Here is a 26,567-nt window from a genome sequence, read left to right as displayed (position 1 = left end):
GTTGCTTGGTGGAGTCCTCCCTTAATAATAAACAATCCAATGTTTTTTCCTGCCCCAAAGTACCAAAAAGTCCTGACGAATCAAGGGCTGCTTGATCATCAGGACTGTCTTTCTTGTAGCAAAAGGTATGGCTTTCTTTTATTTTTCTTTTACGGCAGGTTCATAGATCAGACAGCGCAGCATCTTACTCGGATAGCGGAACTCAGCATTATATTTGCTGCCGTCTTCTAATAACACATCCACTGCTACCATCCCGCGTTTGTTGTTCACCTCAGTATCGGTCAGATAAGCTTTGACTATCTTTCTTTTCTCTCCCTGCTTGTCCTTCACGACCTGAGTAGCTTTATTGATCCAGCTGTTATCCTTTTTGAGGACAGCTGCGGCTGCTGCGTCGATAGGCGTTCTTTTCAACGTCCCATTAATGGCTGTCGTATCTACTACAACCCCGGTTTCCGGATCGATCCGCACATCGTATTCCCAATATTCCTGGCCTTGTCCGCGCAAGGTACTAGACTTGTACGGAGCAGAGTGAACCGCCCAGGTGGAACGTATGCCATATCCCGGTTCCACTAATATAACCGTCGTTTTTAGCTTAGATACATCGGCATCGAACAATTTACGTACACTTTCAGCCGCCAGCGCCTCTACTTCAGACTTACTATATTTCTGCGGAAGGGAAGGCGCAGTCACATATCGTTTGGATAATACATAATTCATCCGGGCGTACCAGTCGATCAGTTGCAGATGCTCTTCATCGGTCCAGGTCTGCTCTGGATAGTAGTACGTATTGGTATCCATATCCAGATACAATGCCCCTTGCCCCGGCTCTAGGGGCATTGGCTTATGTGGCCGCACGCCATCATACACATACTGATCTTGCAGCACCAGATTGCGTTTGATTTCCGAATCAGTCATTTGCCGGCCTGAAACATTGGGATCACCGGGCTTCTCTATATAGTCATAGATCTGCTGCATTTGCGTCTCGGACATCTGCTCAAGCAGATTATCATTCACGGTAGATACCGGCACAGGCGCCTCTACTTTCAACACAGGAACAGTACTTCCTGTCAGACTTAGCCGGACATTGTCCTGTGTTGCCGTGCTGTTCTTAGAGACGACTGCAGAGTTCACCAGGCTGGGGACGAGAAATGCACTAGCTGCGAATACACCTCCAGAGACTAAGATGACAGCCACCGTAGCCGACCATTTCTTTGTTTTCAATTGTATTACCTCCATCGGATTAAGATATTAACTCTGTCTATACCTTAATCCCGGGATGTTATAGAGTAGAGGGTCAGTTGTTATGGAGTTGTAAAAAGATACGGATGCTTGTCCCCTGACCAACGACAGATTGCAGCTCAACCCTGGCCTCATGCGCCTCGGCAATCTGCCGGCACAAGGAGAGGCCGAGGCCAGCATTGCCGTAGGTCCGCGAACGTGCCGGGTCTGCGCGGTAAAACGGCTCGAACGCACGCTTACTCTGCTCTTCCGTCATGCCGCCTCCACTGTCTTGCACTTCCAGCACCCCTTCCCCGTTCTGCTGAAAAGCCAGCAGGCGGATGGTGCTCCTTGGCTGGGATGCAGGAATGGCATTCTCAATCAGATTTACCAGAAAGGATGCCAGAAGATCCGCATCTCCCCACACGGCGGGAATATAGCTGTCCATCTGCAGCAGTAATCCGTGCTCTGCTGCCTTCTGCTGCTCGGTCTGCGCTACCGCCTGGAACAGGGCTGCCACATTCACCTCTGCCTGCACCAGTGGCTGATGCCGCAGAACGGACAAATCAAGCAGCTTGAAGGCCAGATTCTTAAGACGGACAGTCTCAGTTAAAATATAGTGACCGGCCTTGATCTGATCCTCCTGGCCAATGTTCGCCGAGGTGAGAAGTTCAGCAAATCCCTGCATGCTGGTCAGCGGCGTCCGCAGTTCATGGGCAAGATTATCGACCATCCGCTGTTTATCCTCGGCCATGCCTGCGAGGTCCGTCATCCGCTGCTCCACCACAGCAGCCATCCGGTTAAAGTTGAAGGCCAGCTCCCCGAATTCATCCCTGCTGTTCAGCTCCACACGGTTAGAATAGTTACCTTCGGCAATCGTTTTGGTCGTCTCGGACAGCAGCTTGAGAGGCCTGGTCAGGTGCCGGATCAGAAGGTAGAGCAGCAGCACCAGCAATGGACCAGCGATCCAGTTAATCATCACGAAAAAGCGGTTAAGCTCCTGCTGCTGGGCATACAGCCCGCTAATGTCGCGCTTGTAAGTCAGCTCCAGATGCTGATAAGGAGCAGGGAGCGGCATAGCCAGCGTCATGACATGCTCTTCCTGCACAGCGCTCTTCCCTGCCTGATTGGGGTAGATAAGCTGTCCGTCCTCCCGCAACTCCAGTCCTATTCCCTGTTTGCGGTAGTGTTCCCCATACGACTTAGCCACACTGACCATAAGTGCAGGGGTGAGGGTTAGGCCACGTGTCCGGATCGAATCCAGATTCTCGTATATATTGTTGGTGATCAGCAGCTGTTCACTGGCCGCGCGCCTGGTTTCGCTATCCATATTCAGCTGCCAGCTTTTTTTCATCACCATTATCACACTTACATCAAGAGCGGCTATGAAGAGAACCAGGACAGCGAGGAGGATCTTATGCCAGAACCGCATGGCTAGACCTGAACTTCCAGCCGGTAGCCCAGCTTGAATACAGTTTTGATCCGTTCTTCCCAGCCGAGCTTTTTGCGCAGCTGGCGGATATGAACATCCACGGTGCGGGTGTCTCCGGCAAAGTTATAACCCCAGGCCAGCTCCAGCAGCTTTTCTCTCGAAAGGGCGATATTCCGGTTACGTATCAGTACTTCGAGCAGCTCAAATTCTCTGGTGGTCAAATCAACCTGCTGCTGATCTACCCGGACCTGCCGTTCCGGAAACCTGACTTCCACCGCATCGCAAATAAAGGCAGGGGCAGCTTGTTCATTCCTGCGCAGCACAACGTTAATCCGGGCCAGCAGCTCCAGGATTTCAAACGGTTTTATTATATAATCCTCCGCACCCAGCTCGAAGCCTCTGATGCGGTCGGAGAGTGCATTTTTGGCCGTAATCAGAATGACCGGAATCCGCAAATGAGCGATCTGCTGCATTACTTCAAACCCGTCAAGACCGGGAAGCATCACATCGAGCAGGATAAGATCCGTACGCTCCTGTTCCAGCATTCCGGCAACCTCTGAGCCGGTATACACTTTGGAATACGTGTGTCCAACCAGCTTAAGATTCATAGTTATCAAGTCGCTGATCGGCTGTTCATCTTCAACTACTAGTATATGAGCCATCTACTGAATATCCTCCTGATTCCTGTAATAGCAAAATGTTCCGTTAACTATTTAACCTTTATCATATCAGATTTCAGAGTGTACATGACATTTCACGGTGTACTATGGATTCTATTGTTATAAAAGTGGCGCCAAACACAACAAAAAAACCATTGTCGATTGCTCAACAATGGCTTCATGTGCTTGGCGGCGTCCTACTCTCCCAGGACCCTTCGGTCCAAGTACCATCGGCGCTGGAGGGCTTAACGGTCGTGTTCGGGATGGGTACGCGTGGAACCCCTCCGCTATCGCCACCAAACGGGCATTTACAGCGTAAATGCTTCAGGAATTGATTCCTGAAAACTGAATCCGAAACGAATCTGCGCTCTAAGAAATTTGGATAAGCCCTCGACCGATTAGTATTGGTCAGCTCCATGCATTGCTGCACTTCCACCTCCAACCTATCTACCTCGTCGTCTTCAAGGGGTCTTACTAGTTGGGAAATCTCATCTTGAGGGGGGCTTCACGCTTAGATGCTTTCAGCGCTTATCCCGTCCGTACGTAGCTACTCAGCCATGCTCCTGGCGGAACAACTGATGCACCAGCGGTACGTCCATCCCGGTCCTCTCGTACTAAGGACAGCTCCTCTCAAATTTCCTGCGCCCACGACAGATAGGGACCGAACTGTCTCACGACGTTCTGAACCCAGCTCGCGTACCGCTTTAATGGGCGAACAGCCCAACCCTTGGGACCTACTTCAGCCCCAGGATGCGATGAGCCGACATCGAGGTGCCAAACCTCCCCGTCGATGTGGACTCTTGGGGGAGATAAGCCTGTTATCCCCAGGGTAGCTTTTATCCGTTGAGCGATGGCCCTTCCATGCGGTACCACCGGATCACTAAGTCCGACTTTCGTCCCTGCTCGACTTGTAGGTCTCGCAGTCAAGCTCCCTTATGCCTTTGCACTCTGCGAATGATTTCCAACCATTCTGAGGGAACCTTTGAACGCCTCCGTTACTCTTTAGGAGGCGACCGCCCCAGTCAAACTGCCCGCCTGACACGGTCCCCGTACCCGCTTAGGGTACTAGGTTAGAACCTAGATACGATCAGGGTGGTATCCCAACGGCGCCTCCGCAGAAGCTTGCGCTCCTGCCTCAACGGCTCCCACCTATCCTGTACAGATCGTACCCAAATTCAATATCAAGCTGCAGTAAAGCTCCATGGGGTCTTTCCGTCTTGTCGCGGGTAACCTGCATCTTCACAGGTATTAAAATTTCACCGGATCTCTCGTTGAGACAGCGCCCAAGTCGTTACGCCATTCGTGCGGGTCAGAATTTACCTGACAAGGAATTTCGCTACCTTAGGACCGTTATAGTTACGGCCGCCGTTTACTGGGGCTTCGGTTCACAGCTTCGGGTTGCCCCTAACCACTCCCCTTAACCTTCCAGCACCGGGCAGGCGTCAGCCCGTATACTTCGCCTTGCGGCTTCGCACAGACCTGTGTTTTTGCTAAACAGTCGCTTGGGCCTTTTCACTGCGGCCCCCTCGGGCTATTCACCCTACCGAGGCACCTCTTCTCCCGAAGTTACGAGGTCATTTTGCCGAGTTCCTTAACGAGAGTTCTTCCGCGCGCCTTAGAATTCTCTTCTCGCCTACCTGTGTCGGTTTGCGGTACGGGCACCTTCTCCTGGCTAGAGGCTTTTCTTGGCAGTGTGAGATCATGACCTTCGCTACTACAATTTTCGCTCCCCATCACAGCCCAGCCTTAATGATGTGCGGATTTGCCTACACATCAGCCTCACTGCTTAGACGGACACATCCATCAGTCCGCGTCACTACCCTCCTGCGTCACCCCATCGCTCATAGCGGATTACGGTGGTACAGTAATTTCAAACTGTTGTCCTTCGACTACGCCTTTCGGCCTCGCCTTAGGTCCCGACTTACCCTGAGCGGACGAGCCTTCCTCAGGAAACCTTGGGCTTTCGGCGGATCAGATTCTCACTGATCTTTTCGTTACTCATACCGGCATTCTCACTTGTATGCTGTCCAGCGCTCCTTACGGTACACCTTCAACCTACATACAACGCTCCCCTACCCCAGATACAAAGTATCTAGCCATAGCTTCGGTGGTGTGTTTAGCCCCGTTACATTTTCGGCGCAGAGTCACTCGACCAGTGAGCTATTACGCACTCTTTCAATGGTGGCTGCTTCTAAGCCAACATCCTGGTTGTCTGTGCAACTCCACATCCTTTCCCACTTAACACACACTTGGGGACCTTAGCTGATGGTCTGGGCTGTTTCCCTTTTGACAATGGATCTTAGCACTCACTGTCTGACTCCCGGCAAGAAGTTAATGGCATTCGGAGTTTGACTGAGCTTGGTAACCCTTGCGGGCCCCGCACCCAATCAGTGCTCTACCTCCACCACTCCATTCACCGAGGCTAGCCCTAAAGCTATTTCGGGGAGAACCAGCTATCTCCGAGTTCGATTGGAATTTCTCCGCTACCCCCACCTCATCCCCGCATTTTTCAACATGCGTGGGTTCGGGCCTCCAGTGCGTGTTACCGCACCTTCACCCTGGACAGGGGTAGATCACACGGTTTCGGGTCTACGTCCACATACTCATTCGCCCTATTCAGACTCGCTTTCGCTGCGGCTCCGTCTTCTCGACTTAACCTTGCATGTTAAACGTAACTCGCCGGTTCATTCTACAAAAGGCACGCCATCACCCAGTAATAGGGCTCTGACTTTTTGTAAGCACACGGTTTCAGGTTCTATTTCACTCCCCTTCCGGGGTGCTTTTCACCTTTCCCTCACGGTACTGTTTCACTATCGGTCGCCAGGTAGTATTTAGCCTTAGCAGATGGTCCTGCTGGATTCATACGGGGTTTCACGTGCCCCGCACTACTCGGGATCCGTCTCGGAGAGAACACAGTTTAGGTTACAGGGCTTTTACCTCTATCGCGGGCCTTTCCAGACCTCTTCGCCTACCATATTCCTTTGTAACTCCATGTGAGACGTCCCACAACCCCAAGGGGCAAGCCCCTTGGTTTAGGCTGTTCCGCGTTCGCTCGCCGCTACTGACGGAATCACTATTGTTTTCTCTTCCTCAGGGTACTTAGATGTTTCAGTTCCCCTGGTCTGCCTCTGCGTATCCTATGTATTCAGATACGAGTAACTGCGAATTACCACAGCTGGGTTTCCCCATTCGGACACCCCCGGATCAAAGCTTGCTTACAGCTCCCCGAGGCAGTTTCGTTGTTCGCCACGTCCTTCGTCGGCTCCTGGCGCCTAGGCATCCTCCGTGTGCTCTTATTAGCTTAACCGTCACTCCGGTGTTTCGCTTGCCTGCTCCTCTTGTTTTGAATGCTGCTCATGGATTACTCCATTCACCAACACATTCAAAGCCAAAGGTCGCTGCACAATCGAAAACCTTCGTTCTGCACTAATAACTATTTCAACTTGCTTACACAAGTTTCAGCTAAAAGATGTTCTAAAACGCAAATTCGTTTCGGTATCCAGTTTTCAAGGATCAAGGTGCTGAAATTTCGGGACAATCACGACTGTGATGTTCGAAAATTCAGACAGTTTAAAGATGAGAGCTTAAACTCTCAAAACTGACCAACGAGTGAGTAACAGGCCTAAACCTGAGTTTTGGAAGTAATACTTCCGATTTGAATGTTTCCGTTGCAGGAAACGATTCTCCATAGAAAGGAGGTGATCCAGCCGCACCTTCCGATACGGCTACCTTGTTACGACTTCACCCCAATCATCTACCCCACCTTCGGCGGCTGGCTCCCTTGCGGGTTACCCCACCGACTTCGGGTGTTGTAAACTCTCGTGGTGTGACGGGCGGTGTGTACAAGACCCGGGAACGTATTCACCGCGGCATGCTGATCCGCGATTACTAGCAATTCCGACTTCATGCAGGCGAGTTGCAGCCTGCAATCCGAACTGAGACCGGCTTTGCTGGGATTGGCTCCACCTCGCGGTTTCGCTTCCCGTTGTACCGGCCATTGTAGTACGTGTGTAGCCCAGGTCATAAGGGGCATGATGATTTGACGTCATCCCCACCTTCCTCCGGTTTGTCACCGGCAGTCACTCTAGAGTGCCCAGCCTTACCTGCTGGCAACTAAAGTCAAGGGTTGCGCTCGTTGCGGGACTTAACCCAACATCTCACGACACGAGCTGACGACAACCATGCACCACCTGTCTCCGATGCTCCGAAGAGGGGCACTATCTCTAATGCTTTCATCGGGATGTCAAGACCTGGTAAGGTTCTTCGCGTTGCTTCGAATTAAACCACATACTCCACTGCTTGTGCGGGTCCCCGTCAATTCCTTTGAGTTTCAGTCTTGCGACCGTACTCCCCAGGCGGAGTGCTTACTGTGTTAACTTCGGCACCAAGGGTATCGAAACCCCTAACACCTAGCACTCATCGTTTACGGCGTGGACTACCAGGGTATCTAATCCTGTTTGCTCCCCACGCTTTCGCGCCTCAGCGTCAGTTACAGCCCAGAAAGTCGCCTTCGCCACTGGTGTTCCTCCACATATCTACGCATTTCACCGCTACACGTGGAATTCCACTTTCCTCTTCTGTACTCAAGTCACCCAGTTTCCAGTGCGACCCCAGGTTGAGCCCAAGGTTTAAACACCAGACTTAAATGACCGCCTGCGCGCGCTTTACGCCCAATAATTCCGGACAACGCTTGCCCCCTACGTATTACCGCGGCTGCTGGCACGTAGTTAGCCGGGGCTTTCTTCTCAGGTACCGTCACTCCGGTAGCAGTTACTCTACCGGACGTTCTTCCCTGGCAACAGAGCTTTACGATCCGAAAACCTTCATCACTCACGCGGCATTGCTCCGTCAGGCTTTCGCCCATTGCGGAAGATTCCCTACTGCTGCCTCCCGTAGGAGTCTGGGCCGTGTCTCAGTCCCAGTGTGGCCGTTCACCCTCTCAGGTCGGCTACGCATCGTCGCCTTGGTGAGCCGTTACCCCACCAACTAGCTAATGCGCCGCAGGCCCATCCCCAAGTGGCAGATTGCTCCGCCTTTCATTCTCTCTTCAGGAGAGGAAAGAAATTATCCGGTATTAGCTACCGTTTCCGGTAGTTATCCCAGTCTTGAGGGCAGGTTGCCTACGTGTTACTCACCCGTCCGCCGCTAAATTCATTTGAAAGCAAGCTTTCAAATGAACTCCGCTCGACTTGCATGTATTAGGCATGCCGCCAGCGTTCGTCCTGAGCCAGGATCAAACTCTCCAAATTGGTTTTAGAAAGAGCGATTGCTCATTTTGAAACATCTGACGAGAATTTTCATTCTCTTTTTTGGATCTCGCCGAAGCGATCTCCAGGTACTCACTCGTTGTTCAGTTTTCAAAGATCAAGCTCGTTGTCAGCGACGACTACCGCGTCACCAGCAACTCTTATAATATATCACATCCAACCGATCAATGCAAGCTCTTTTTTCAACTTCTTTTCGAGCTCGGCGTTGATGTTTCGCGGCCAGAAATAGAATATATCATGTATAGATTCTTTTTGCAAGCAGTATTTTAAAGGGACATTCATATGTCGAGTGACTCCTACAATAGCAACTCTCTTTATAGTTCATATATTTATCGAATAGCTGAGATTGAAGCCTGAAAGATCCTGCAGTAAGCATATCTATTATATCTGTATCAAACTTTAACCCTACTATCCATCGAGCTTTGCCCCTGAAACAGGAACAGACCCTGTTCATCCCGGCATCTGCCGCTAGAACAAGGTCTGTTGCATAATGCGGAAGAACCCCCTGTATAATTACACCTGTGTATATACCCTAATCTAAACTCAACTTCTGTTGGAGTAATACAACCAGATCCTCCGCTGTATCCCAGACGAGTGGACGGATCTCTTGCAGGTGTACCTGAAGGTTGTTGGCGTCACAGCTCTTAACAGCCCAGATCACCGGAATGCCCCTCCCAAGCGCGTATCCCGCTGTATAATACACTTCAGGAGATTGACCCGTTATATCTGCGATAATCAGCTTGCTGTCCGCAACGGACTCCAAAGAATACGTTTCGCTGCTATATGCTATCAATCGGGGAAGATAACCGTACTGCTCGATTTTGGGCAAAAGCTTCTCCTGCCATTCCTTGCGCAATTCCTCTTCTTCCGGCAGGAGAACGACGCATGGCTTTAATTTCTTACCTCCGCTTGTTGCAGCGGCTTCGCTCCATCCTTGTGCGGTTAATTTAAAGGTTAAGCCTTCTCTTATAAGCAGCTGGTCGCTTCCAAGCTTATCGATGATATAGACCAGCTCTTGCAGGTTGGGAGAGTATGTCAGGTTATAGCTGCTGGAAAGGGGTTGAATAACCACAGGCTCCAACGGCCCTTCGGAATGTCTATACAAATGTTGCAGCAGCCTGTTTCCTTTATCCTCAATAGTCACAGGGATGGCCGGAGAATTCACAATAGAATCCAAATCTCCGGCATTAACACTGACCTTCTCTCCACGGTCTGTCATTTCCCGGATATACGCTGATACCAAATGGAGCATGTCGCGTTTCTGTTGGTGTGATAACGAAAGTATCGACTCATAGCTGTCTCTCAGCAGCTTATAGAACCCCCCGGGTGAACAGGAGCAGTCTTCATACCGATCATAATCGCGTTCAGCTGTAATCGGGACAATCTGATCGCAGAACAAACAGTGTTTTTTGAGCATGACAATTTACCACCTCTTATGAATAGCAATTCTTCTAACCTTACCAAGATTGCCTGGAAAAGTAGACAAGCAGATATTTCCTTTAGGCCGGGAATAACATTACAGGCTTCTGCTAAATCCTCCTAAAGTATAATAATCGGCCTTTGATTCCGTACCTTCTCCAGCACTTGATAAGACTTGCGTATAAGCATTATCTTTCCGAATCTCCTCTATTACAGGTGCTAGAATTACACAAAAAAATCCTGATAATCAAGGTTATCTTGACTATCAGGACTGAAATTTGCGTGCGTATCCAAGAGGCAAACGACGCCAAAGAATCTGCTTCCTAGCTACTGCCAATTACCTCCCCGAATTCACCTCTAACTCCGACCGGATGGGAATACCCATTGCGTGAATATGGTGCTATCGAAAGTTAGTTCTTCTATGTGTTACCTTCAATCAATTCAGTTTGCGGAAAGTGATCCTTCCAGTATTCTTTCATGGTTAAAAGTACTTCAAATTTCATTTTTAAAGTTATACCATAATCAATAAAATCAGTCTTCTTCCAGTATGAATAATTCATAAAAATATATTTCCAGAATTCTTTGATTTCACAATAGAAATCCATTGAGTTGTAGTCCAATATTTCTTTCCAAATAACGAATTGTTGTGTTGGATTCTTATCTTCAAAAATGGTTGATTCAGGGGTAAGCCCTCTATAGTCATAGCCATAAAACACATTGACTAACTTAATCTGACCATCAATATTATTGTTAAGTTCGTCTATATCTTCAGCAGGATCCATAACTCATTATGATTTCTTGATCCTACAATTTGTTCTCCATATCTATCAATAAAAGGGCTGGCAACAATAAACTCTGTTACGAATCCAACGTTGCCTGAGAATTTATCCTTAACATTCCATTCCGCTGCAATCTGGTCTGCATAGGTTTGATTTAAAACTGGATAGAAAATTGGCTGCTCAGGTAACCTTGGAGGAAATCCCCTTAGGTTTAGATCTAGGATCAATTTCATTTCCGCAAGACCGACAGGTCGAAATAGAGTCTTCATATTTATTATCCCCTCAGCTGATTTTCCGATAACCAAAAGTTATGCCATGAGTTTCCTAATCCAAAATCAGTTTTGACATTAGAGCCCATTTGATAATACTAAAAAAAAATTTAAAAAGTCCTGATAAATCAAGGGTTTCTTGACCATCAGGACTAAAATGTTTGTGCCGAATATCGTTACAAATCTATACCAAACTACGATCCAAACGGTGACAAGATGACTTACAACTCACAACATGAGCTGAGTCTACTTCCCGTGACTCCCCCGCTGCCGCATCCCCTCAAACAACAAAATCGTCGCCGCCATCGCTGCATTCAGCGATTCGGCGCGGCCGGCCATCGGGATGATAATGCTCTTGTCGACGAGGGCTGCCGTCTCCGGCGAGATTCCTTTGCCCTCGCTGCCGATCAGCAGCCACTGGCTGCCATGGAAGTCATGGGTGTAGCAGGAATCTTCACCTGTCAGCGAAGTGCTGACCAGCAGCGCTCCGCGTTCCCGCGCCTGAGGCAGAATCGTGCCGAGATCTCCCTCCACCACCGGGAGATGGAACATGGAGCCCATCGTGGAACGGATGGTCTTGGGATTGAAGAGATCGGCGCAGCCTTGGCCGAGGATGACTCCATCCGCACCTGCCGCATCGGCACTGCGGATGATGGTGCCCACGTTACCGGGGTCCTGGACCCCGTCCAGCACAACAACCAGACTATCCGGCTTCGCCAGAATAATCTCCACGCCTTGCTGCTCCTTGCGCACAACGGCAAATACCGGCTGCGGTGTATTCGTGCTGCTGCACTTCGCAATCACCGCTGCCGACACGCCAATTACCTCCATGCCCTGCACGGCTTGAAGCAGAGGCTTCAGTTCGGAAGGCATGCCCTTTTCCAGATCAAAGGCCAGGCATTCCACATCCGCTTCCGCCTGCAGCGCCTCCTGCACCAGATGAATGCCCTCCACAATATATTTCCCGGATTTGTCGCGGTGTTTCTTCTCCTGCAGCCCTGCCCATTCCTTCACCCGCGTATTCTGCGGCGACATAATTTCCATGAGGTCCTACCTTTCTGGTGCTTGCAGATTCCTGATCTTAAGTATGCTAAACCAATCGAGTGTTTTAACTGTAGTTAGTACAACTAAAATTAGCGGTTGGAGTAAGATTCCGCTATTTACGTGATTTTAGTTGTACCCTATTTGCATATAACGGATTAATTCAATTAAAATAACTGCCCAAAATACAATTAACCTTGCCTGTACCTGCACTCAACCATACAGCCCTATTGATAAGCCATTTCCAGCTTCGTCAGGTTGTCCTTGCGTCCGACAATGACGAGTACATCACCTTCAGTCAGACGGTCCTCCGCTCTGGGGGAAATATTCATTTCCTCACCCCGGCGGATGGCCATCACGTTACAGCCGTATTTAGCACGAATATTAAGCTCCTGCAGATTCTTACCGAGCATCGGCCCGGAGACCTTCATGTCCAGGATGCTGTAGTCCGGCGACAGCTCTATATAATCAAGGATGTTCGGCGAGGCCAGATGATGCGCCACCCGCATGCCCATATCCCGTTCGGGGTAAATTACCTTATCCGCTCCGATTTTACTTAATACCTTGCCGTGCAGCTCGCTTTTGGCCTTAACCAGAATTGCAGGCACGCCCAGATCCTTCAGGATCAGCGTGGTTAGAATACTGGCCTGAATATCCTCGCCAATCGCGACAACTACCACATCGAAGTTACGGATTCCGAGTGCACGCAGTGCCTCTTCATCGGTCGAATCCGCGGATACGGCATGAGTAACAATATTCGAAATTTCCTGGGTGCGTTGCTCATCCGTATCAATGGCCAGTACATCAAAGCCCATACCACTGAGCGCCTTGGCTACACTTGAGCCGAAACGTCCCATTCCGATGACGGCATATTGTTTTTTTGCCATAATTGTTGTACCTCCCGCCGCATTTTGCATCTCAAACAGTATAGCATACGTTGTCATAAACTTGAATTTTCAGCGCGGCCGCAGGGCACCTTATAACAAGGCTGCTCACAAACCAAAGCCCACGCTCCCGAAGCCAGTTTTGCAATGCCGACCCAGGGAGCGAATGCTAACAAACTTAAGGAGGCCGATATGCCAGTCACCATTGATTTGCGCCAGGCTATTGTACACAAGATTCACGGACAGACCGAAGAAGGCCTGCGGGAAGTGATCGAGAATTCCGTGGACGGACCGGAAGCCGCGCTTCCAGGACTCGGCGTTGTCTTCGAGATGATCTGGAAGGATCTCGATCCCGCCAAGCAGGACCGGGTGCTCTCCATGCTGCACAGACATCTGGAGAAGCTCACACCAGGATCCATCACCTCCTAAAGAGCTTCACTCCGCCAAAAACCTCCGCAATCCACTGTGCAGCTGCACTATGGAGGCGGAGGTTTTTTATAACAAACAATTGAATAAGCGGTCAGCTTATCCTACTTCAACTGTACATTTCAAGGCGCGGTTTCGAGGAACTTGGCCGTTGGATTCTTCTCCATTGCGGTCCGCATGGCGTATTCATTCTCGAACAGCACCACAAAATTGCCCTTCTTATCAGTAACCAGGGTGGAGTTAATCCGGAATTTGCTTGCGTCCGGCTTGTTGTCATCCACAATCCAGCGCGCGAACTGGTAGCTCATCCGCTGCAGCTGGACATCTACACCATACTCGCCCTTCATCCGGTACTCGAACACCTCGAACTGCAGCTGTCCGACGACACCCAGCAGGATATCATCGAAGTTCACGGTGCGGAACACCTGGATCATCCCCTCTTCGGTCAGCTGGTCAATACCCTTCTGGAACTGCTTCGATTTCAGCGCATTCTTAATGCTCACTTTGGAGAAAATCTCCGGCGAGAAGGTCGGCAGCTCATCGAATTCAATATCCCCTGCCTGACTCAGCGTGTCGCCAATCCGGAAGATACCCGGGTCAAACAGACCGATAATATCACCCGGATACGCCTCTTCAACAATATCTCTATCCTGGGCGAGGAACTGCTGCGGCTGGGACAGCTTGATGTCTTTACCAGCCCGCACATGCTTCACGCTCATCCCGCGCTCGAACTTGCCGGACACAATGCGCAGGAAGGCAATGCGGTCACGGTGAGCCGGGTTCATGTTAGCCTGGATTTTGAAGACATAGCCGGTAAATTTCTCATTTGTCGGTTCAACAGAGCCAGCTGTACTGCGGCGTGGTTCAGGCTTCGGTGCAAGATCAAGGAAATTATCCAGGAAGGTCTGCACGCCGAAGTTGTTGATCGCACTGCCGAAGAATACCGGGGTAATCTCGCCGCGGAGTACTTTCTCATAGTCAAAAGGATCGCCCGCTACATCCAGCAGCTCCAGATCTGCGCACAACTGGTCATGCAGGTACTCTCCGGCCATCTCGCGGATAATCGGGTCACGGTAGCTTTCCACTTTTTGTACTCTGATCACGGAATGATCGTCGCCCTGGAACAGCTCGACCTGATTCTTCATCCGGTCATATACGCCGCACAGCTCACGGCCCATGCCAATCGGCCAGTTCATTGGCACAGAGCGGATACCCAGTACATTCTCCAGCTCTTCCATCAGCTCAAATGGATTGCGGCCTTCACGGTCCAGCTTGTTGATGAAGGTGAAGATCGGAATGCCGCGTTTCGCACAAACCTGGAACAGCTTGATCGTCTGTGTTTCCACGCCCTTGGCAACGTCAATCAGCATGACCGCACTGTCAGCCGCAGTAAGCGTACGGTAAGTGTCTTCACTGAAATCCTGGTGACCCGGGGTATCCAGGATATTCACCCGGTGGTCCAGATAATCAAACTGCATGACGGAAGAAGTGACGGAGATCCCGCGCTGCTTCTCAATTTCCATCCAGTCACTTGTCGCATGCTTGCTTGCCTTACGGGCTTTGACTGTACCTGCTAAGCGGATAGCGCCCCCGAAGAGGAGCAGTTTCTCGGTCAGCGTTGTTTTACCCGCATCGGGGTGGGAAATAATCGCAAAGGTTCTGCGTTTGTCTACTTCACTCTGAAGCTTGTGGTCCGGTGCCTTATTCATTACACATATCCCTTCATATATATATTCATCCATGCTTCTGCTTCAATTACCGGATTTCATCAAATCGGTGCACTACTCATTCGTCCAGATCCTTTCACGTAGAATTCATCGTTACATCGTTGAAGTACGGTTTATAGGATATTTTATGGCGCCTTGCCTAGAAATTCTTTATTTTGAAAGCATCCTTTTTAGTATAGCAAAATCCGGCAAACATTATCTACAAAAAAGCTCCGCAAGTCAAATATCTTGCAATATTATGTACAGAAACTCCGGCTTTGGTGGATATTCGGCTGACTGGTCCGCCGGAAATCCGTTATTCCGCAAAAAGATCCCCCTGCAACGTATGCAGAGGGATCTCCAACAGTTCTCTTATTCAGGGCTTAGCGGTTAACCTGCCAAACCACATTGTCTTCATCCTGGCCGTTGACCGGCCACCAGTGGAAGCCTTCGCCAGCCAGCAGCTGATCGGCTTCGACCGGCCCCCAGGAGCCGGCAGGATAGGAAGCGAGATCGTTACTCTCTTCCTTCCATGCCTTGGCGATACGGTCCACGAAGGACCAAGCCGAGGACACTTCATCCCAGCGGGTGAAGTAAGTGGAATCGCCGCGCGCAGCATCATGCAGCAGGCGCTCATAAGCTTCCGGCGAGTTGATGCCGATCATGCAGCTCTGGCAGAAATCCATCGCCAGCGGCTGAATTTCCGATTCCGAGCCCGGCTTCTTGGCATTGATCTTCACGTAGATGCCTTCCATCGGATTCACACGGATGACGAGCAGGTTCGGCTCCAGATTATGCTTCTGGCCCAGATAAACGTTGGTCGGCATTCCCTTGAACTCGACAACCACTTCCGTGGTCTTCACAGGCAGACGTTTGCCGGTACGAATGTAGAAGGGAACCCCTGCCCAGCGGAAGTTGTCTACAAATACACGGGCTGCGAAATACGTCTCTGTATTCGATTCCGGGTCCACCTTGTCTTCCTGGCGGTAAGCCGGAAGGGTCTTGCCCTTGTAGAGCCCTTGCGTGTATTGACCGCGCACCACGTTCTCGCGAACCTCTTCCGCCGTAGCGTAAGGACGCAGCGAACGAAGCACCTTCACTTTCTCATCACGGATATCTTCAGCCAGCAGACGGCTTGGCGGTTCCATAGCGATCATTGTCAGCAGCTGAAGAATATGGTTCTGGCCCATATCACGCAGTGCTCCGGCATGATCGTAATACCCACCGCGCTCTTCAACACCCACGGTTTCCCCGAGTGTGATCTGAATGTTGGCGATATGCTTGTTGTTCCACAGCGGCTCGAAGAAAGCATTAGCGAACCGGATCACTTCAATATTCTGCACCATTTCCTTACCCAGGTAATGGTCAATCCGGTAAATCTCTTCTTCCTTGAACACCTGGCGGATTTGCTCATTCAGCTGTTCAGCGGACTCCAGATTGTAGCCGAATGGTTTCTCGATCACCAGACGGTTCCAGCCCCGGGTCTGCAGCATTCCGCCAGCCTTAAGGTTGAAGGAGACACTGCCGAACAGTTCAGGTGCGAGCGCCAGATAGAACAGGCGGTTGCCCGGAATATGGAACTTCTCTTCGAGCGCTTCCGTCTGGGCATTCAGCTCACGGAAACCGTCAATATTGTTGATGTCCAGAGACTTGTATTCAAAATGCTGTACGAACTCGTTCCATTCCGCAGCATCTCCTGCCTGGTAGCGGCAGAACTCGCGGATGGACTCCTTCACATCTTCCCGGAATTCATCCTGGGTACGGGGACGCCGAGCCACGCCAATTACCGCAAAATCATGTGTCAGCTTGCCTTCACGGTACAAACTGTAAATCGCCGGGAAAAGCTTACGCCGGGCTAGATCTCCGGTTGCCCCGAAGATAAAGAATACAGCACCGGGTGTATGCAGTGCATCAAGGGTTTGATTTTCAGCCATGGCTCCTCATCTCTCTGTATGTAATATAGTTGACATTCATTCTCAGCGGCGGTCATGATATAAAATACGCATGACGGCGTGATGTCATTTTATCATAATTGCACTAAGGATGCTATCACATTCCTGACAGTTTTTCTCGGGATTTCGTAATTTTCTATTACTCTTTCTTATGCTTTCACATGCTCCCGCTTATACTACCGATATTATACCGCCCCGCCAAAGGCTCCGCAACGTGGAGCCGCTGCGGAGTAAGCCTGGAAATCCCCGGCTTCAGTATTCGATCGTGATCAGCGGGAGTCCAAGGGTCATGCGGTTTCTATCCTCATTCCCGTCTCTGTGCACCGCCAGCTGGAGCGCGAGCTCATGTCCGCCGCTGCTGACGGTGCGCTGCAGGCCGGGCACACTATATGAACGGCTGGATGTAGTCGCATCTGCGTAATTCTCCTCCGCGTGAATGCCGGGGAGCTGCGCTGCAAGGTTCTGCTCTGTGGCCAGCAGCGCAGCCTGCGGTCCGCTCTGTTCCTTGGCCGGAGCCTGGAGCGAGATATTCCACGCTGCAGCGATACCCGCCTGAATCATCGCCTTTCCCGCGTCTCCGGCTGCTGCCGGAAGCTCGGGCGAGCCCAGAAGATCCGCCGTCTCGAAGGTAACGATGCAATAACTCCGTCCGCCGCCGAGCTCGCTCCAGAACAGGGAGATCTTCGTGCCTCCACTGAGTTCCCGATAGGCGCGGGAGGTCATATGGCCATCCTCATCCGTACGGCTGATTTCACCGAGTCCGAGCTTGGCAGCCAGCTTCTGTACCGCAGCTTCAGCCGGCAATCCGCTGCTGTATTCCCCCTGCCACTTCAGCACGAGCCGGAGCGGAGCTCCAGCAGCGGAAGCCTTACTGCCGAGAGAGGCCAGCAGAGCAAGGGAATCCTGAAGTTCCCCGGAAGCCGCTGATCCGGCACCGGCAACCTGGTTCAGACTGCTGCCGGAGAATCCGGCGTCCCCCCCGGCGTTGACCGTAGCTGATACTGTAGCGGATGCGCCAGCAGCACTACCTCCCAGGGCAGTTCCCGCGCTGCGGAAACCGCTGAGCAGCATCGCCACCACACATAACCCGGCCAGCAGCAGCATTCCCTTGCCTTGTCCTCTGTTCCCCATTCCGCATCTCCCTCTCAATCCGTTCTAGTAATCTACTAGACAGGATACCCAGCTTCAGAGAAAGATATACCCCGCTGAGAGAGACTCTCTGAGACTCCCGATCCGGTAGCTGCATAGTTCACTTGGAATGCAATGAGATTCCAATCACTTCCACAGGAGTATTTATTAGTTTATATTTCCATTAATAGAATTCGCATAATATAGATAGAAGAGGTACTCATACAGCATGCTTAAAAAATGGTATCACCGAAACAGCGCTGACTTCCGTCTTGTCAACGATCTGGTTGTCCCCATGCTTTTCCTCCAGATCCTCCAGCTTCTCTTTCAACTCGGCGACCAGGCGATTATCGGCAGGCTTGGCGTTGAAGAATTTGCCGCAGTGGGCATCGCCTCATCTTTTATTTTTCTAATCACCGGAACGATCGGCATTCTATGCGCGGCCTTCAACATCATCGGCGGAAGATTCTTCGGCAACAATGAGATCCCTAAGTTTGGCCAAGCTTTTAATACAAGCATGACAATGTCCATCATTATCGGCATCCTGTTCGAACTGCTGCTGTTAGGGACTGGCAAATGGATATTGGGCACGGTCTATGATCTGAATTTCTTACCTGCCACTCATTATTTGTATATCAGCGGAATGACTATGGGCATGAATATGGTTCTGTTTAATTTCTCAGCCTATTTCAAGAACATCAACCAAGCCAAGCTGTTAACCTTCAGTTTCGTGGCAGCAGGCATCGTTAATATATTCTTCGATTATGTGCTCGTCTTCAGCAAATGGGGCTTTCCTGAGCTGGGCATGAGCGGTGCCGCTGTTGGCTCTGTCGCAGGCTATGGTGCGAGCATTATAGTCTGCATCTATTTTTTCCGCAAAAGCAGGTTATTCAGCTTCTCCCTTCAGATCAGCCGCCCCATCGCCAAGCAGCTGCTGAAGCTCTATTTCCCGATGGCCCTTCAGGACCTTATTGAATACACTTTGTTTGCAATGGGCATCATGGCGATCATCTCCAGAATGGAGTCTGAATTCATCGCGTCATACACCGTTGTGACCACTTTGCTTGAGATCATTATGATTCCGATGTACTGCTTCGCAGGCAGCTGTATGACAATTACTGCCCAGGCCTACGGCAAGCAGCAAGAAGGGTACACCAAATACTCGCATTTGTCGCTCCAGCTAATGTTAATGATCAGCATTCCGCTAACCTTGATCCTGATCTCATTCTCCTATCCGCTGATCACCATCATCACAGACAATGCTATTGTCATCTCCTTTGTCCAGCATGTTCTTCCCCTGGCGCTTGCTCTTAATCTATTGAATGGTTTACAGATGATTATGCGCTCCACCCTGCAGGCGATTGATCTGGAGAAGTGGGTGCTTGTTTACTCGGGGGTGGTGTATGCAGTATCCCTGGTAATCATATATATATTTATCTCGAAGCTTGATTTAACCTGTGTTTATCTCGGGTTTGGGGTAAGTTATCTGCTCTTATCCTTAGGTTATGTATACAAACTGCAAGGACGCGAGCCTTACGCGCACGCAAAAACACTTTCAAGATAATCCCCCGTCCTTCCCAGGCCAGGGCTAATTTCTCTTGAAAGTGCGTAATAGCTTCTATGGTCTATGGCTTTATTCCGCCAGTCCATTCTTATATGCGTAAATAGCTGCCTGGGTCCGGTCTTCGACGCCCAGCTTGGCAAGAACATTCGTGACATGGAATTTCACTGTCTTGATTCCAATAATTAATTGATCGGCAATATCCTGATTGGACTTTCCCTGGGCCAGCAGCTTCAGCACTTCCATCTCGCGTTCGGTAAGCTCCTTGTAGGCCGGAGACTCACCTCTGGCATTCGAGCGGAACCGGTTCATCATTTTGGAAGCCACTTGTGATTCCAGCACGGACTGTCCTCTTGCGGCAGCCCGGATTGCATCCGCGACTTCACTGGCCCGCGAGGTTTTGAGCAGATAGCTGAACGCGCCGGCTTCAATGACCGGGTACATTTTCTCATCATCCAAATAACTGGTCAGCACTATAACTTTGCAGTCCGGGTACAGCTTCAGCAGCTGTCTTGTTGTTTCGATCCCGTCCATGCCGTCCATCACCAGATCCATGAGCACCACATCCGGATTATATTCCTGTGCCAGCCGGATTCCTTCTTCGCCGCTTCCGGCTTCACCTACAACTTCAATCCCATCCTCGGTGCCAAGCACCGCAGCAAGTCCGATCCGGACCATTTCGTGATCGTCCACCAGCAGGACCTTGATCGCTTCCGCTTCCTCCATCTCCATGGTTACCCTTGCCCCCTATTCATTGACTACCGGTACGGTAATATCAATCCGCATTCCTTTGCCGGGAGCGGTGATGAACTGGATCGAGCCTCCGATCTCTGTTATCCGCTCCTGCATATTCGAAAGTCCGTAGGATGTCTGCTTGCCCTCATCCAGCTCAAAACCGATCCCGTCATCGCGCAGCGTCAAACGGACGGTATCACCGCGGCGGTGCAGGCGGATCTCCATCTTCTCCGCTTTGGCATGACGCAGCGTGTTCGAAATCGCCTCCTGCACAATGCGGAACAAATGATTCTCGACGCCTTTGAGCAGCTGCACGCCCTGATCCATCTCGAACACAATATCGATCGGAACCTTGATCTTCAGTTCCTTGATCAGCTCCTGCAGCCCTTGCTCCAGCCCCTTACCTTCCAGATATACCGGCCGCAGGTGCAGCAGCAGTGCCCGCATCTCCGACTGGGCTACGGCAGACATCTCCTCAATCAGCGCAATTTGCCGCTGCGCCTTGTCGAAATCCTTCTCCAGCGTCCGGCCTACAGCCGTTGCCGTCATCGAGATCGCGAACAGCTGCTGGGATACGGCATCATGCAGCTCGCGTGCCAGCCGCTGACGCTCCTCGATAATTGCCGTCACCCGGGCTTGCTCGGCAAGCTTGGCATTATTGGTGGAGAGCCGCTGCAGCGTATTCACCTGATTCTCCCATTTGCCGCCGATCCGTCCGAGCTGTTCCCCTAGCCGGCCCAGCTCATCATGGCCCAGATCCGGCATCACCGGGGTGAGATTGCCCTTCTCCCAGGCTACCAGCGTCGCCCGCAGCAGCTCCAGCTTGCGCTTGCTGCGGAAGCCCTGATAGAACCCGTACCCGATGCCGAAGGCCATTGGCAGCAGAATCAGCGTCATTGCCGTTCTCACGCCGACCTTCCAGTCCTCAAACGGCTGTAATAATCCATATGTATACATAATGTATGTAATAACAAGCAGCATGATCAAAGAGAACAGAGCCCCCTCGCCCATACTGCGCGTTACCATGTTACTGCTTTTTTTGCCCATGCCCGGGAGCCCTCCCTTCCATCTCTCTGCTCATATGCTGTATGCATCAGGGAAACCGTATGTCCAGATCGCCCATCAGATATGAGATATTGAATTTCACTTTATGCTCGCTGCTGTCGTAGTTGGGTGACTTCCAGTTCAGCCGGTTCAGCATCCCCGTGTCCCGGTGACTGCCGGATTCGATAGAGCCGAACAGCACGAAGGCTTCGATCTCTACCCCGTAATCCTCGGACATCAGAATGTCTACATCGCCAAAAATGCCCTGGAACAGCATAATCGTCTCTTGTTCTTCCGCCATTGCCAGCGAAAGATCCACGTCCGCCTCACCCAGCACATGCCAGGCGCTGAGGCTGCGCATGACCCACGGCGAGAGATCCCAGTCGAATCTGGAAGAGAAGCTTTGCTTCTGCATAAACCCGGCCTTACGCTGCATTCTTTTGGATTTCACAAAGAACATGCCCAGCGAAATCAGGCAGATTCCAAGCACCAGCAGCAGATGGTCCAGCAGCAGCAGCACCGCGCCGATCCCCAGAAGCTTATACCCTTGCTTCACCTTGCCTGACGTTGTCCGGTAGATCCCCAGCAGCAGGAACAGGAGTGCGACCATGGAGAAGAAGCCGATCCATTTGCCAAAAATCATTAAGCAGCCGACACCAATCAGTCCGATGGCAATCAAACGGTTCCGTTTATCCATTCCGCACCTCCTCATCTATAACCGCTTCCCGCTACAAAAGCCATACCGGTATGGAGAATCCATACCGTATGGCTTTACCTTGTTCAGCATATCATACCTGCCTATTCTTTAGGAACAGGCATTATTCTTCTTTTTTATCAAGTGAAGGAGCTGCCGGAGCAGAATTCAGCTTGCTCTTGAGTGCTGCGAGCTGTTCTTCCACTTTGAGCTGCTTCTCAGGATCTACCGGCTTAGCATATGCGGTTGCCGAAGGGCTGTACGGAGCGCGCATAACATCTGCTTCCGCTTCTAGCTGCATGATCTTTTCTTCCATGCGGTGGAATCCAAGGGATGCACTTCCGCTTTCAATGGAATGTACACTGCTGATCTGGGACATTTGCTTCTTGGCTTTAGCCATTTGAGCGCGGGAGACCAGTTCATTACGTTTGTTGCGCAGCTTGTAGAACTCATCCTTCATATCATGAAGCTGCTGCACCAGTTCCTTGGCTTGAACTTCAGCCTGGGCGTGAAGCTCGCTGTATTCAACATGCTTTTGGTCGAAATAAATCTTCTCTTCCAGCAGCTTGCGGGTAACTTCCTCCTGGCCGTTCTTAAGCGCAAGTTCCGCTTGTGCCGCACGTTGTCCGGATACCTTAGCGGCTTCGTCCACACGCTGCTTCATACGGCGTTCATTGGCCATCTGCTTTGCTACCGTTACTTCAGCCTCATGAATCTCAGCCTCCATATCGCGCAGATATTGATTCAGCATTACGATTGGGTCCTCTACCTTATCCAACATGTCGTTTACCGACGCTTTAGTCATATCTTTAATCCGTTTGAATACTCCCATGATTTACACTTCTCCCTTCTCGTATTTAGACAGTTTTTGTTTGAGCTCTTCTACTTCTTTTTGCAGTGCCTTCTTCTCAATATCCTTCATCATGGCATCCAGACCGGAATCGGGAGCCGTGTAAGCGCCCGCTTTGTCATAGCCGGGATTATAGCCCGGCTGTCCGCCGTAAGGGCCATATCCTTGCTGTCCCTGCGGTCCGCGGCCATGCTCAGGTCTTCCTGAGTAAGGACCGCCATACGGGCCGCCCGGCGCACCGGGTCCAGGTCCGAAGGGATTGTACTGGGTAGGCTCCTTGGGAATTACCATTGCTGCGATAAGGTACACCAGGATAGTAGCTCCTCCGCTAAAAGGAATGCTGACCACCAGCAGAATTCTGAACAGTGTGGAGTCGATGCCGAGTGTCTCGGACAATCCGCCTGCCAGCCCTGTCATTACCCTGTCTCTGGTTGAACGGTACAATCGGGTCATAGTACTACTCCTTTCTGCCATCATTGTTCAGCTTCTCCTTCAGGCGGGCCATTTCTCTTTCGAGCACGGTCGCCACCGTCTCACCGGCCTGCACTGCATATTCCTGTCCCATCCGGCGCAAATCGCTCAGGCTTTTGGCTTCCAGCTCCCAATCGGTCATCTTGTCTTCCAGACGGCCGAACATTTTGGGGACATCACCGCCGCCATAAGCACTCGCTCTTTGATTCATTCGCTGCTGCAGCCGAAGTGATTCCATCCGTGCTGCATAGAATTGGCGTTTGCTGTATACCGTCTGATACTCAATTTTGAGTTCATTCAACTGGCTTTCAAGCTCAAAGAGTGATTGCTGGCTGGTTTCCAGCAGCCCGCTGTATTGCTCCAGCTTTTCCTCGTGGATAATTTTCTCCTGTAGTGCCAGTTTGGCGAGATGATCTTCACCGGCCTTGAGCGCGAGGAGTGCCTGCTCTTCACGTTTGTTTCTCATGGCGGTTGCCTGATTCACCTGCTGCTGCAATTGCTTCGTATGGGAAGCGTACTGCTGATACAGCCGCTCTGCCTCCCCTATTTCTTCACGGGTTGAATGTAGAAATTGATCAATCAGCTTCACGGGATCCTGACTCTGCTCCAGGCGTTCATTCAAGTTGGCTACGGTGATATCCCTCATTCTGCGAAAAACACTCATGATTTCCTGTTCCCTCCCTGCTTCTTATTAAGTAATTGTTCTACCTCTTAGTATGTTCTGCTCCGTTTACCCCGGAGTACCGAGATGCCCCACACTACCAGCGCTACACCGAGCAGCGGTCCGATAATCCAGGAAAGCTTGGAGATCAGGGACATGATACCGATGAACAATACTACCCAGCCGATAATTTTGTGTCCGCTCTTAATTCCGTAGTATCCGAGAGCAACCAGCAATACCGGGAACAGGATGCCAAAGATGCCGTGAATCAAATTAGGCAAAATCCCTAACAGCATTACCGCTCCAATTGCAATCAGCACAATCGCAAGTCCGTTACCTTTTCTTTGCATTTTTTCTCACCGCCTTTCGTTGATCTCTTTCTTATATCCTTATTCTAGGGTAAACCGCAGATTTTCAAAACAGACTGTGGACGGTTTTATGTACTGGACCTTAGTCGGGGACTTATGCACGACCGCAGACCGCGGGGTCTTAGCAGATATTCTGCTGGGGATCAGCTTTTGTACTGTCTCTTCCAAATATGCGGCATCATACTCCCTTGCAGGATCTCCCAGTGATGGCCATAATATTGAGATAACGCTTCATCCACACAAAGGAGTTACGCCCATGAAGACACTGCTGATCGTTGAAGATGACCGAAGCCTGAACAAGGGGATCGCCCTGTCCTTGGCTCAAAACGACTTAATTATAGAGCAGGCCTATACTGTGGCGATGGCTGATCAGATGATCTCGTCAACCCAGATAGATCTCATTCTGCTGGATGTGAATCTTCCGGACGGAAGCGGACTCGATTACTGCGAGAGAATCCGCAGAACCTCACAAGTGCCGATTATATTTCTGACTGCCAACGACATGGAGCCGGATATTGTTACCGGCTTTGCGCTGGGAGCTGATGACTATATTACGAAGCCATTCAGTCTGATGGTTCTGCGGGCCCGGGTAATGGCCGTCCTGAGAAGGAGCGATGCGCCTGCCAGTGACAGGATCGTTATCGGACCGCTGGAATTTGATTTTGGCAAAATGGAATATTCCAAGAACAGCCGCCCCCTGCTGCTGAGCAAATCCGAACAGAAGCTGCTGCGCATACTGGTAGCGAATAGAGGCAACATTCTGACCCGAGAGCAGCTGATCGACAAAACGTGGAGCCAGGAGGCTGTCTTCGTGGATGAGAATGCATTGACTGTAGCGATCAAAAGATTACGGGCCAAAATTGAAGATGAACCCTCCTCACCCCAATATATTAAGACCGTTTATGGTTTAGGGTATACATGGACAGAAGGGCCGACTCTATGAAGGGACAAGAACGACTGCCGCATACCCGGCTGGTAAATCTGGGGTTTGCTGCGGCTTTTATCATTCTGGTACTGGCTTATGTGACTTGTATTCTATTACTGGATACCACTGGCTCATCCCTCCTCGGACTCTCCCTTCTGTTTATACTCTGCATGCTGATCCTTGGAGGGGCCTGGTCCTGGTCGCTCAGATATCTGGTCATTTCTTTTATGGAAAAGGTAGAAACATTGGTAGACAACGCTACTCTCGGGCGTGAGCCATACTATAATTATGAAGAAACCCTTCTCTCCTCCATAGAACATAAATTAATGCGGTACATAGAGATTGCCAGAGTGAACGGACAGAATATGGAAACGGAAAAGAACAAAATTAAAGAACTGATCTCCGATATCTCTCATCAGACCAAAACACCGTTATCCAATATTATGATTTACAGCCAGCTGCTTGAGGAGAATCTGGTGCATGATGAGCATGCGCTCCCGCTTGTTCTCCAAGTTAAAAAGCAGTCGGAAAAGCTCGACTGGCTGATCCAATCCCTGGTCAAGCTGTCCCGACTGGAGACGGGCATGATTTCTTTGCACATGGAGTCTTCTCCTGTGATCCGCGCCGTTTCTGAAGCAGTTTCGCAGATTTTCATCCAGGCAGAGAGCAGCTGTATCACTATCAGTATAAGCTGTGAAGCTCACATCACCGCGTACCATGACTCCAAGTGGACAACCGAGGTGTTATTCAATCTGCTGGAGAACGCCGTGAAATATACAGAGCCGGGGGGCAGCATCCATATCACCGCTGAAGCGAATGAGATGTTTGTACGCCTGGATATCGCAGATACCGGCCGGGGAATCTCCCAGGAAGAGCTGCCCCGAATCTTCAAGCGGTTCTACCGGGGAAATAATGTGCGCGATATAGATGGCGTGGGAATAGGACTATTCCTGGCGCGGGAGATTATCACTGCACAAGGCGGACATATGAAGGCTGCATCTGTGCCCGGGCAAGGCACTGTGTTCTCGATCTACCTGCCGCTATGCTGAATATGTCCATTCCGTCAGATTTCAGACAC

22 protein-coding genes and 3 rRNA genes are annotated in these 26,567 nt (G+C 50.8%); 4 read left to right on the top strand and 21 right to left on the bottom strand.

The features are described 5' to 3' along the window. Nucleotides 1-138 precede the first annotated feature (138 nt). From MKZ24_RS09915 to MKZ24_RS09865, 11 genes are all read right to left on the bottom strand, one after another. On the bottom strand, nt 139-1,221 hold the full coding sequence (locus MKZ24_RS09915) for a hypothetical protein (RefSeq protein ID WP_340782505.1): 1,083 nt from the start codon (nt 1,219-1,221) through the stop codon (nt 139-141). A gap of 73 nt (nt 1,222-1,294) precedes the next feature. After that, nucleotides 1,295-2,572, bottom strand: coding sequence for a sensor histidine kinase (locus MKZ24_RS09910; RefSeq protein WP_231637726.1), 1,278 nt, complete (start codon nt 2,570-2,572; stop codon nt 1,295-1,297). An 80-nt stretch (nt 2,573-2,652) separates the two neighbouring features. Continuing rightward, nucleotides 2,653-3,312 carry a response regulator transcription factor gene (locus MKZ24_RS09905; RefSeq protein ID WP_042239571.1) on the bottom strand — a complete coding sequence of 220 codons (660 nt, stop codon included), beginning with the start codon at nt 3,310-3,312 and terminating at the stop codon, nt 2,653-2,655. A 181-nt stretch (nt 3,313-3,493) separates the two neighbouring features. Further along, nucleotides 3,494-3,610: ribosomal RNA gene (gene rrf / locus MKZ24_RS09900) — 5S ribosomal RNA — on the bottom strand. Between the two features lie 77 nt (nt 3,611-3,687). After that, nucleotides 3,688-6,616, bottom strand: a 23S ribosomal RNA gene (locus tag MKZ24_RS09895). Between the two features lie 384 nt (nt 6,617-7,000). Then, nucleotides 7,001-8,558: ribosomal RNA gene (locus tag MKZ24_RS09890) — 16S ribosomal RNA — on the bottom strand. Together the 16S, 23S and 5S rRNA genes form the textbook arrangement of a ribosomal RNA operon. Nucleotides 8,559-9,108: 550 nt before the next feature. Beyond that, the gene (locus MKZ24_RS09885) at nt 9,109-9,993 is read right to left on the bottom strand and encodes a hypothetical protein (protein ID WP_042239572.1); all 885 of its coding nucleotides are present in this window, start codon (nt 9,991-9,993) and stop codon (nt 9,109-9,111) included. A gap of 421 nt (nt 9,994-10,414) precedes the next feature. Continuing rightward, nucleotides 10,415-10,777, bottom strand: a complete 363-nt coding sequence (locus MKZ24_RS09880) for a hypothetical protein (RefSeq protein ID WP_063840084.1) — start codon at nt 10,775-10,777, stop codon at nt 10,415-10,417. After that, nucleotides 10,756-11,043, bottom strand: a complete 288-nt coding sequence (locus tag MKZ24_RS09875; protein ID WP_063840085.1) for a hypothetical protein — start codon at nt 11,041-11,043, stop codon at nt 10,756-10,758. The genes MKZ24_RS09880 and MKZ24_RS09875 overlap by 22 nt, the downstream gene beginning before the upstream one ends. 246 nt (nt 11,044-11,289) lie before the next feature. After that, complete coding sequence (locus MKZ24_RS09870) at nt 11,290-12,087, bottom strand: TrmH family RNA methyltransferase (protein WP_042239574.1); 798 nt, start codon at nt 12,085-12,087, stop codon at nt 11,290-11,292. Between the two features lie 224 nt (nt 12,088-12,311). Further along, nucleotides 12,312-13,001: a potassium channel family protein gene (locus MKZ24_RS09865; RefSeq protein ID WP_156123503.1), complete on the bottom strand. Its 690-nt coding sequence runs from the start codon at nt 12,999-13,001 to the stop codon at nt 12,312-12,314. Nucleotides 13,002-13,160: 159 nt separating this feature from the next. On the opposite strand from MKZ24_RS09865, the gene MKZ24_RS09860 reads away from it, so the two are divergent. Further along, nucleotides 13,161-13,397: a small acid-soluble spore protein SspI gene (locus MKZ24_RS09860; RefSeq protein ID WP_042139923.1), complete on the top strand. Its 237-nt coding sequence runs from the start codon at nt 13,161-13,163 to the stop codon at nt 13,395-13,397. A gap of 119 nt (nt 13,398-13,516) precedes the next feature. Here MKZ24_RS09860 and MKZ24_RS09855 read toward each other — a convergent pair whose 3' ends face one another. From MKZ24_RS09855 to MKZ24_RS09845, 3 genes are all read right to left on the bottom strand, one after another. Beyond that, entirely contained in the window at nt 13,517-15,103 is a 1,587-nt protein-coding gene (locus MKZ24_RS09855; RefSeq protein ID WP_042243479.1) for a peptide chain release factor 3, read from the bottom strand. 380 nt (nt 15,104-15,483) lie between these two features. After that, nucleotides 15,484-17,034: a glucose-6-phosphate dehydrogenase gene (gene zwf / locus MKZ24_RS09850; protein ID WP_039307355.1), complete on the bottom strand. Its 1,551-nt coding sequence runs from the start codon at nt 17,032-17,034 to the stop codon at nt 15,484-15,486. Nucleotides 17,035-17,304: 270 nt separating this feature from the next. Continuing rightward, nucleotides 17,305-18,183: a YwmB family TATA-box binding protein gene (locus MKZ24_RS09845; protein WP_042239579.1), complete on the bottom strand. Its 879-nt coding sequence runs from the start codon at nt 18,181-18,183 to the stop codon at nt 17,305-17,307. 226 nt (nt 18,184-18,409) lie between these two features. Here MKZ24_RS09845 and MKZ24_RS09840 point away from each other — a divergent pair, with 226 nt between their 5' ends. Then, a complete protein-coding gene (locus tag MKZ24_RS09840) occupies nt 18,410-19,744 on the top strand; it encodes an MATE family efflux transporter (protein ID WP_042239580.1) in 1,335 nt (444 codons plus the stop codon). Nucleotides 19,745-19,813: 69 nt separating this feature from the next. Here MKZ24_RS09840 and MKZ24_RS09835 read toward each other — a convergent pair whose 3' ends face one another. The 7 genes from MKZ24_RS09835 to MKZ24_RS09805 form a co-directional block, all read right to left on the bottom strand. Further along, nucleotides 19,814-20,467 (bottom strand): response regulator, encoded by a 654-nt coding sequence (locus MKZ24_RS09835; RefSeq protein ID WP_042243482.1) that lies wholly within the window; start codon nt 20,465-20,467, stop codon nt 19,814-19,816. A 21-nt stretch (nt 20,468-20,488) separates the two neighbouring features. Continuing rightward, entirely contained in the window at nt 20,489-21,523 is a 1,035-nt protein-coding gene (locus MKZ24_RS09830) for a sensor histidine kinase (protein WP_340782474.1), read from the bottom strand. Between the two features lie 46 nt (nt 21,524-21,569). Then, nucleotides 21,570-22,217, bottom strand: coding sequence for a cell wall-active antibiotics response protein LiaF (liaF, locus tag MKZ24_RS09825; protein WP_042239586.1), 648 nt, complete (start codon nt 22,215-22,217; stop codon nt 21,570-21,572). 121 nt (nt 22,218-22,338) lie between these two features. Then, nucleotides 22,339-23,046 (bottom strand): PspA/IM30 family protein, encoded by a 708-nt coding sequence (locus MKZ24_RS09820; RefSeq protein WP_039307345.1) that lies wholly within the window; start codon nt 23,044-23,046, stop codon nt 22,339-22,341. 3 nt (nt 23,047-23,049) lie between these two features. Then, on the bottom strand, nt 23,050-23,517 hold the full coding sequence (locus MKZ24_RS09815; protein WP_042239587.1) for a PspC domain-containing protein: 468 nt from the start codon (nt 23,515-23,517) through the stop codon (nt 23,050-23,052). Between the two features lie 4 nt (nt 23,518-23,521). Beyond that, complete coding sequence (locus MKZ24_RS09810) at nt 23,522-24,199, bottom strand: PspA/IM30 family protein (RefSeq protein WP_042239590.1); 678 nt, start codon at nt 24,197-24,199, stop codon at nt 23,522-23,524. Between the two features lie 47 nt (nt 24,200-24,246). Then, a complete protein-coding gene (locus MKZ24_RS09805) occupies nt 24,247-24,546 on the bottom strand; it encodes a LiaF transmembrane domain-containing protein (RefSeq protein ID WP_042239592.1) in 300 nt (99 codons plus the stop codon). Between the two features lie 274 nt (nt 24,547-24,820). Between MKZ24_RS09805 and MKZ24_RS09800 the strand changes: the two genes are divergently transcribed. Next, on the top strand, nt 24,821-25,507 hold the full coding sequence (locus tag MKZ24_RS09800) for a response regulator transcription factor (protein ID WP_340782464.1): 687 nt from the start codon (nt 24,821-24,823) through the stop codon (nt 25,505-25,507). Beyond that, entirely contained in the window at nt 25,504-26,538 is a 1,035-nt protein-coding gene (locus tag MKZ24_RS09795; RefSeq protein ID WP_340782463.1) for a sensor histidine kinase, read from the top strand. The genes MKZ24_RS09800 and MKZ24_RS09795 overlap by 4 nt, the downstream gene beginning before the upstream one ends. The last annotated feature ends 29 nt before the right edge of the window (nt 26,539-26,567 follow it).

The organism is Paenibacillus sp. FSL R7-0297 (genome assembly GCF_038009025.1).
GTDB lineage: Bacteria > Bacillota > Bacilli > Paenibacillales > Paenibacillaceae > Paenibacillus_AQ.
Note: the sequence above shows the minus strand (reverse complement) of the source record. Positions and strands in the feature narration are given on the sequence as shown.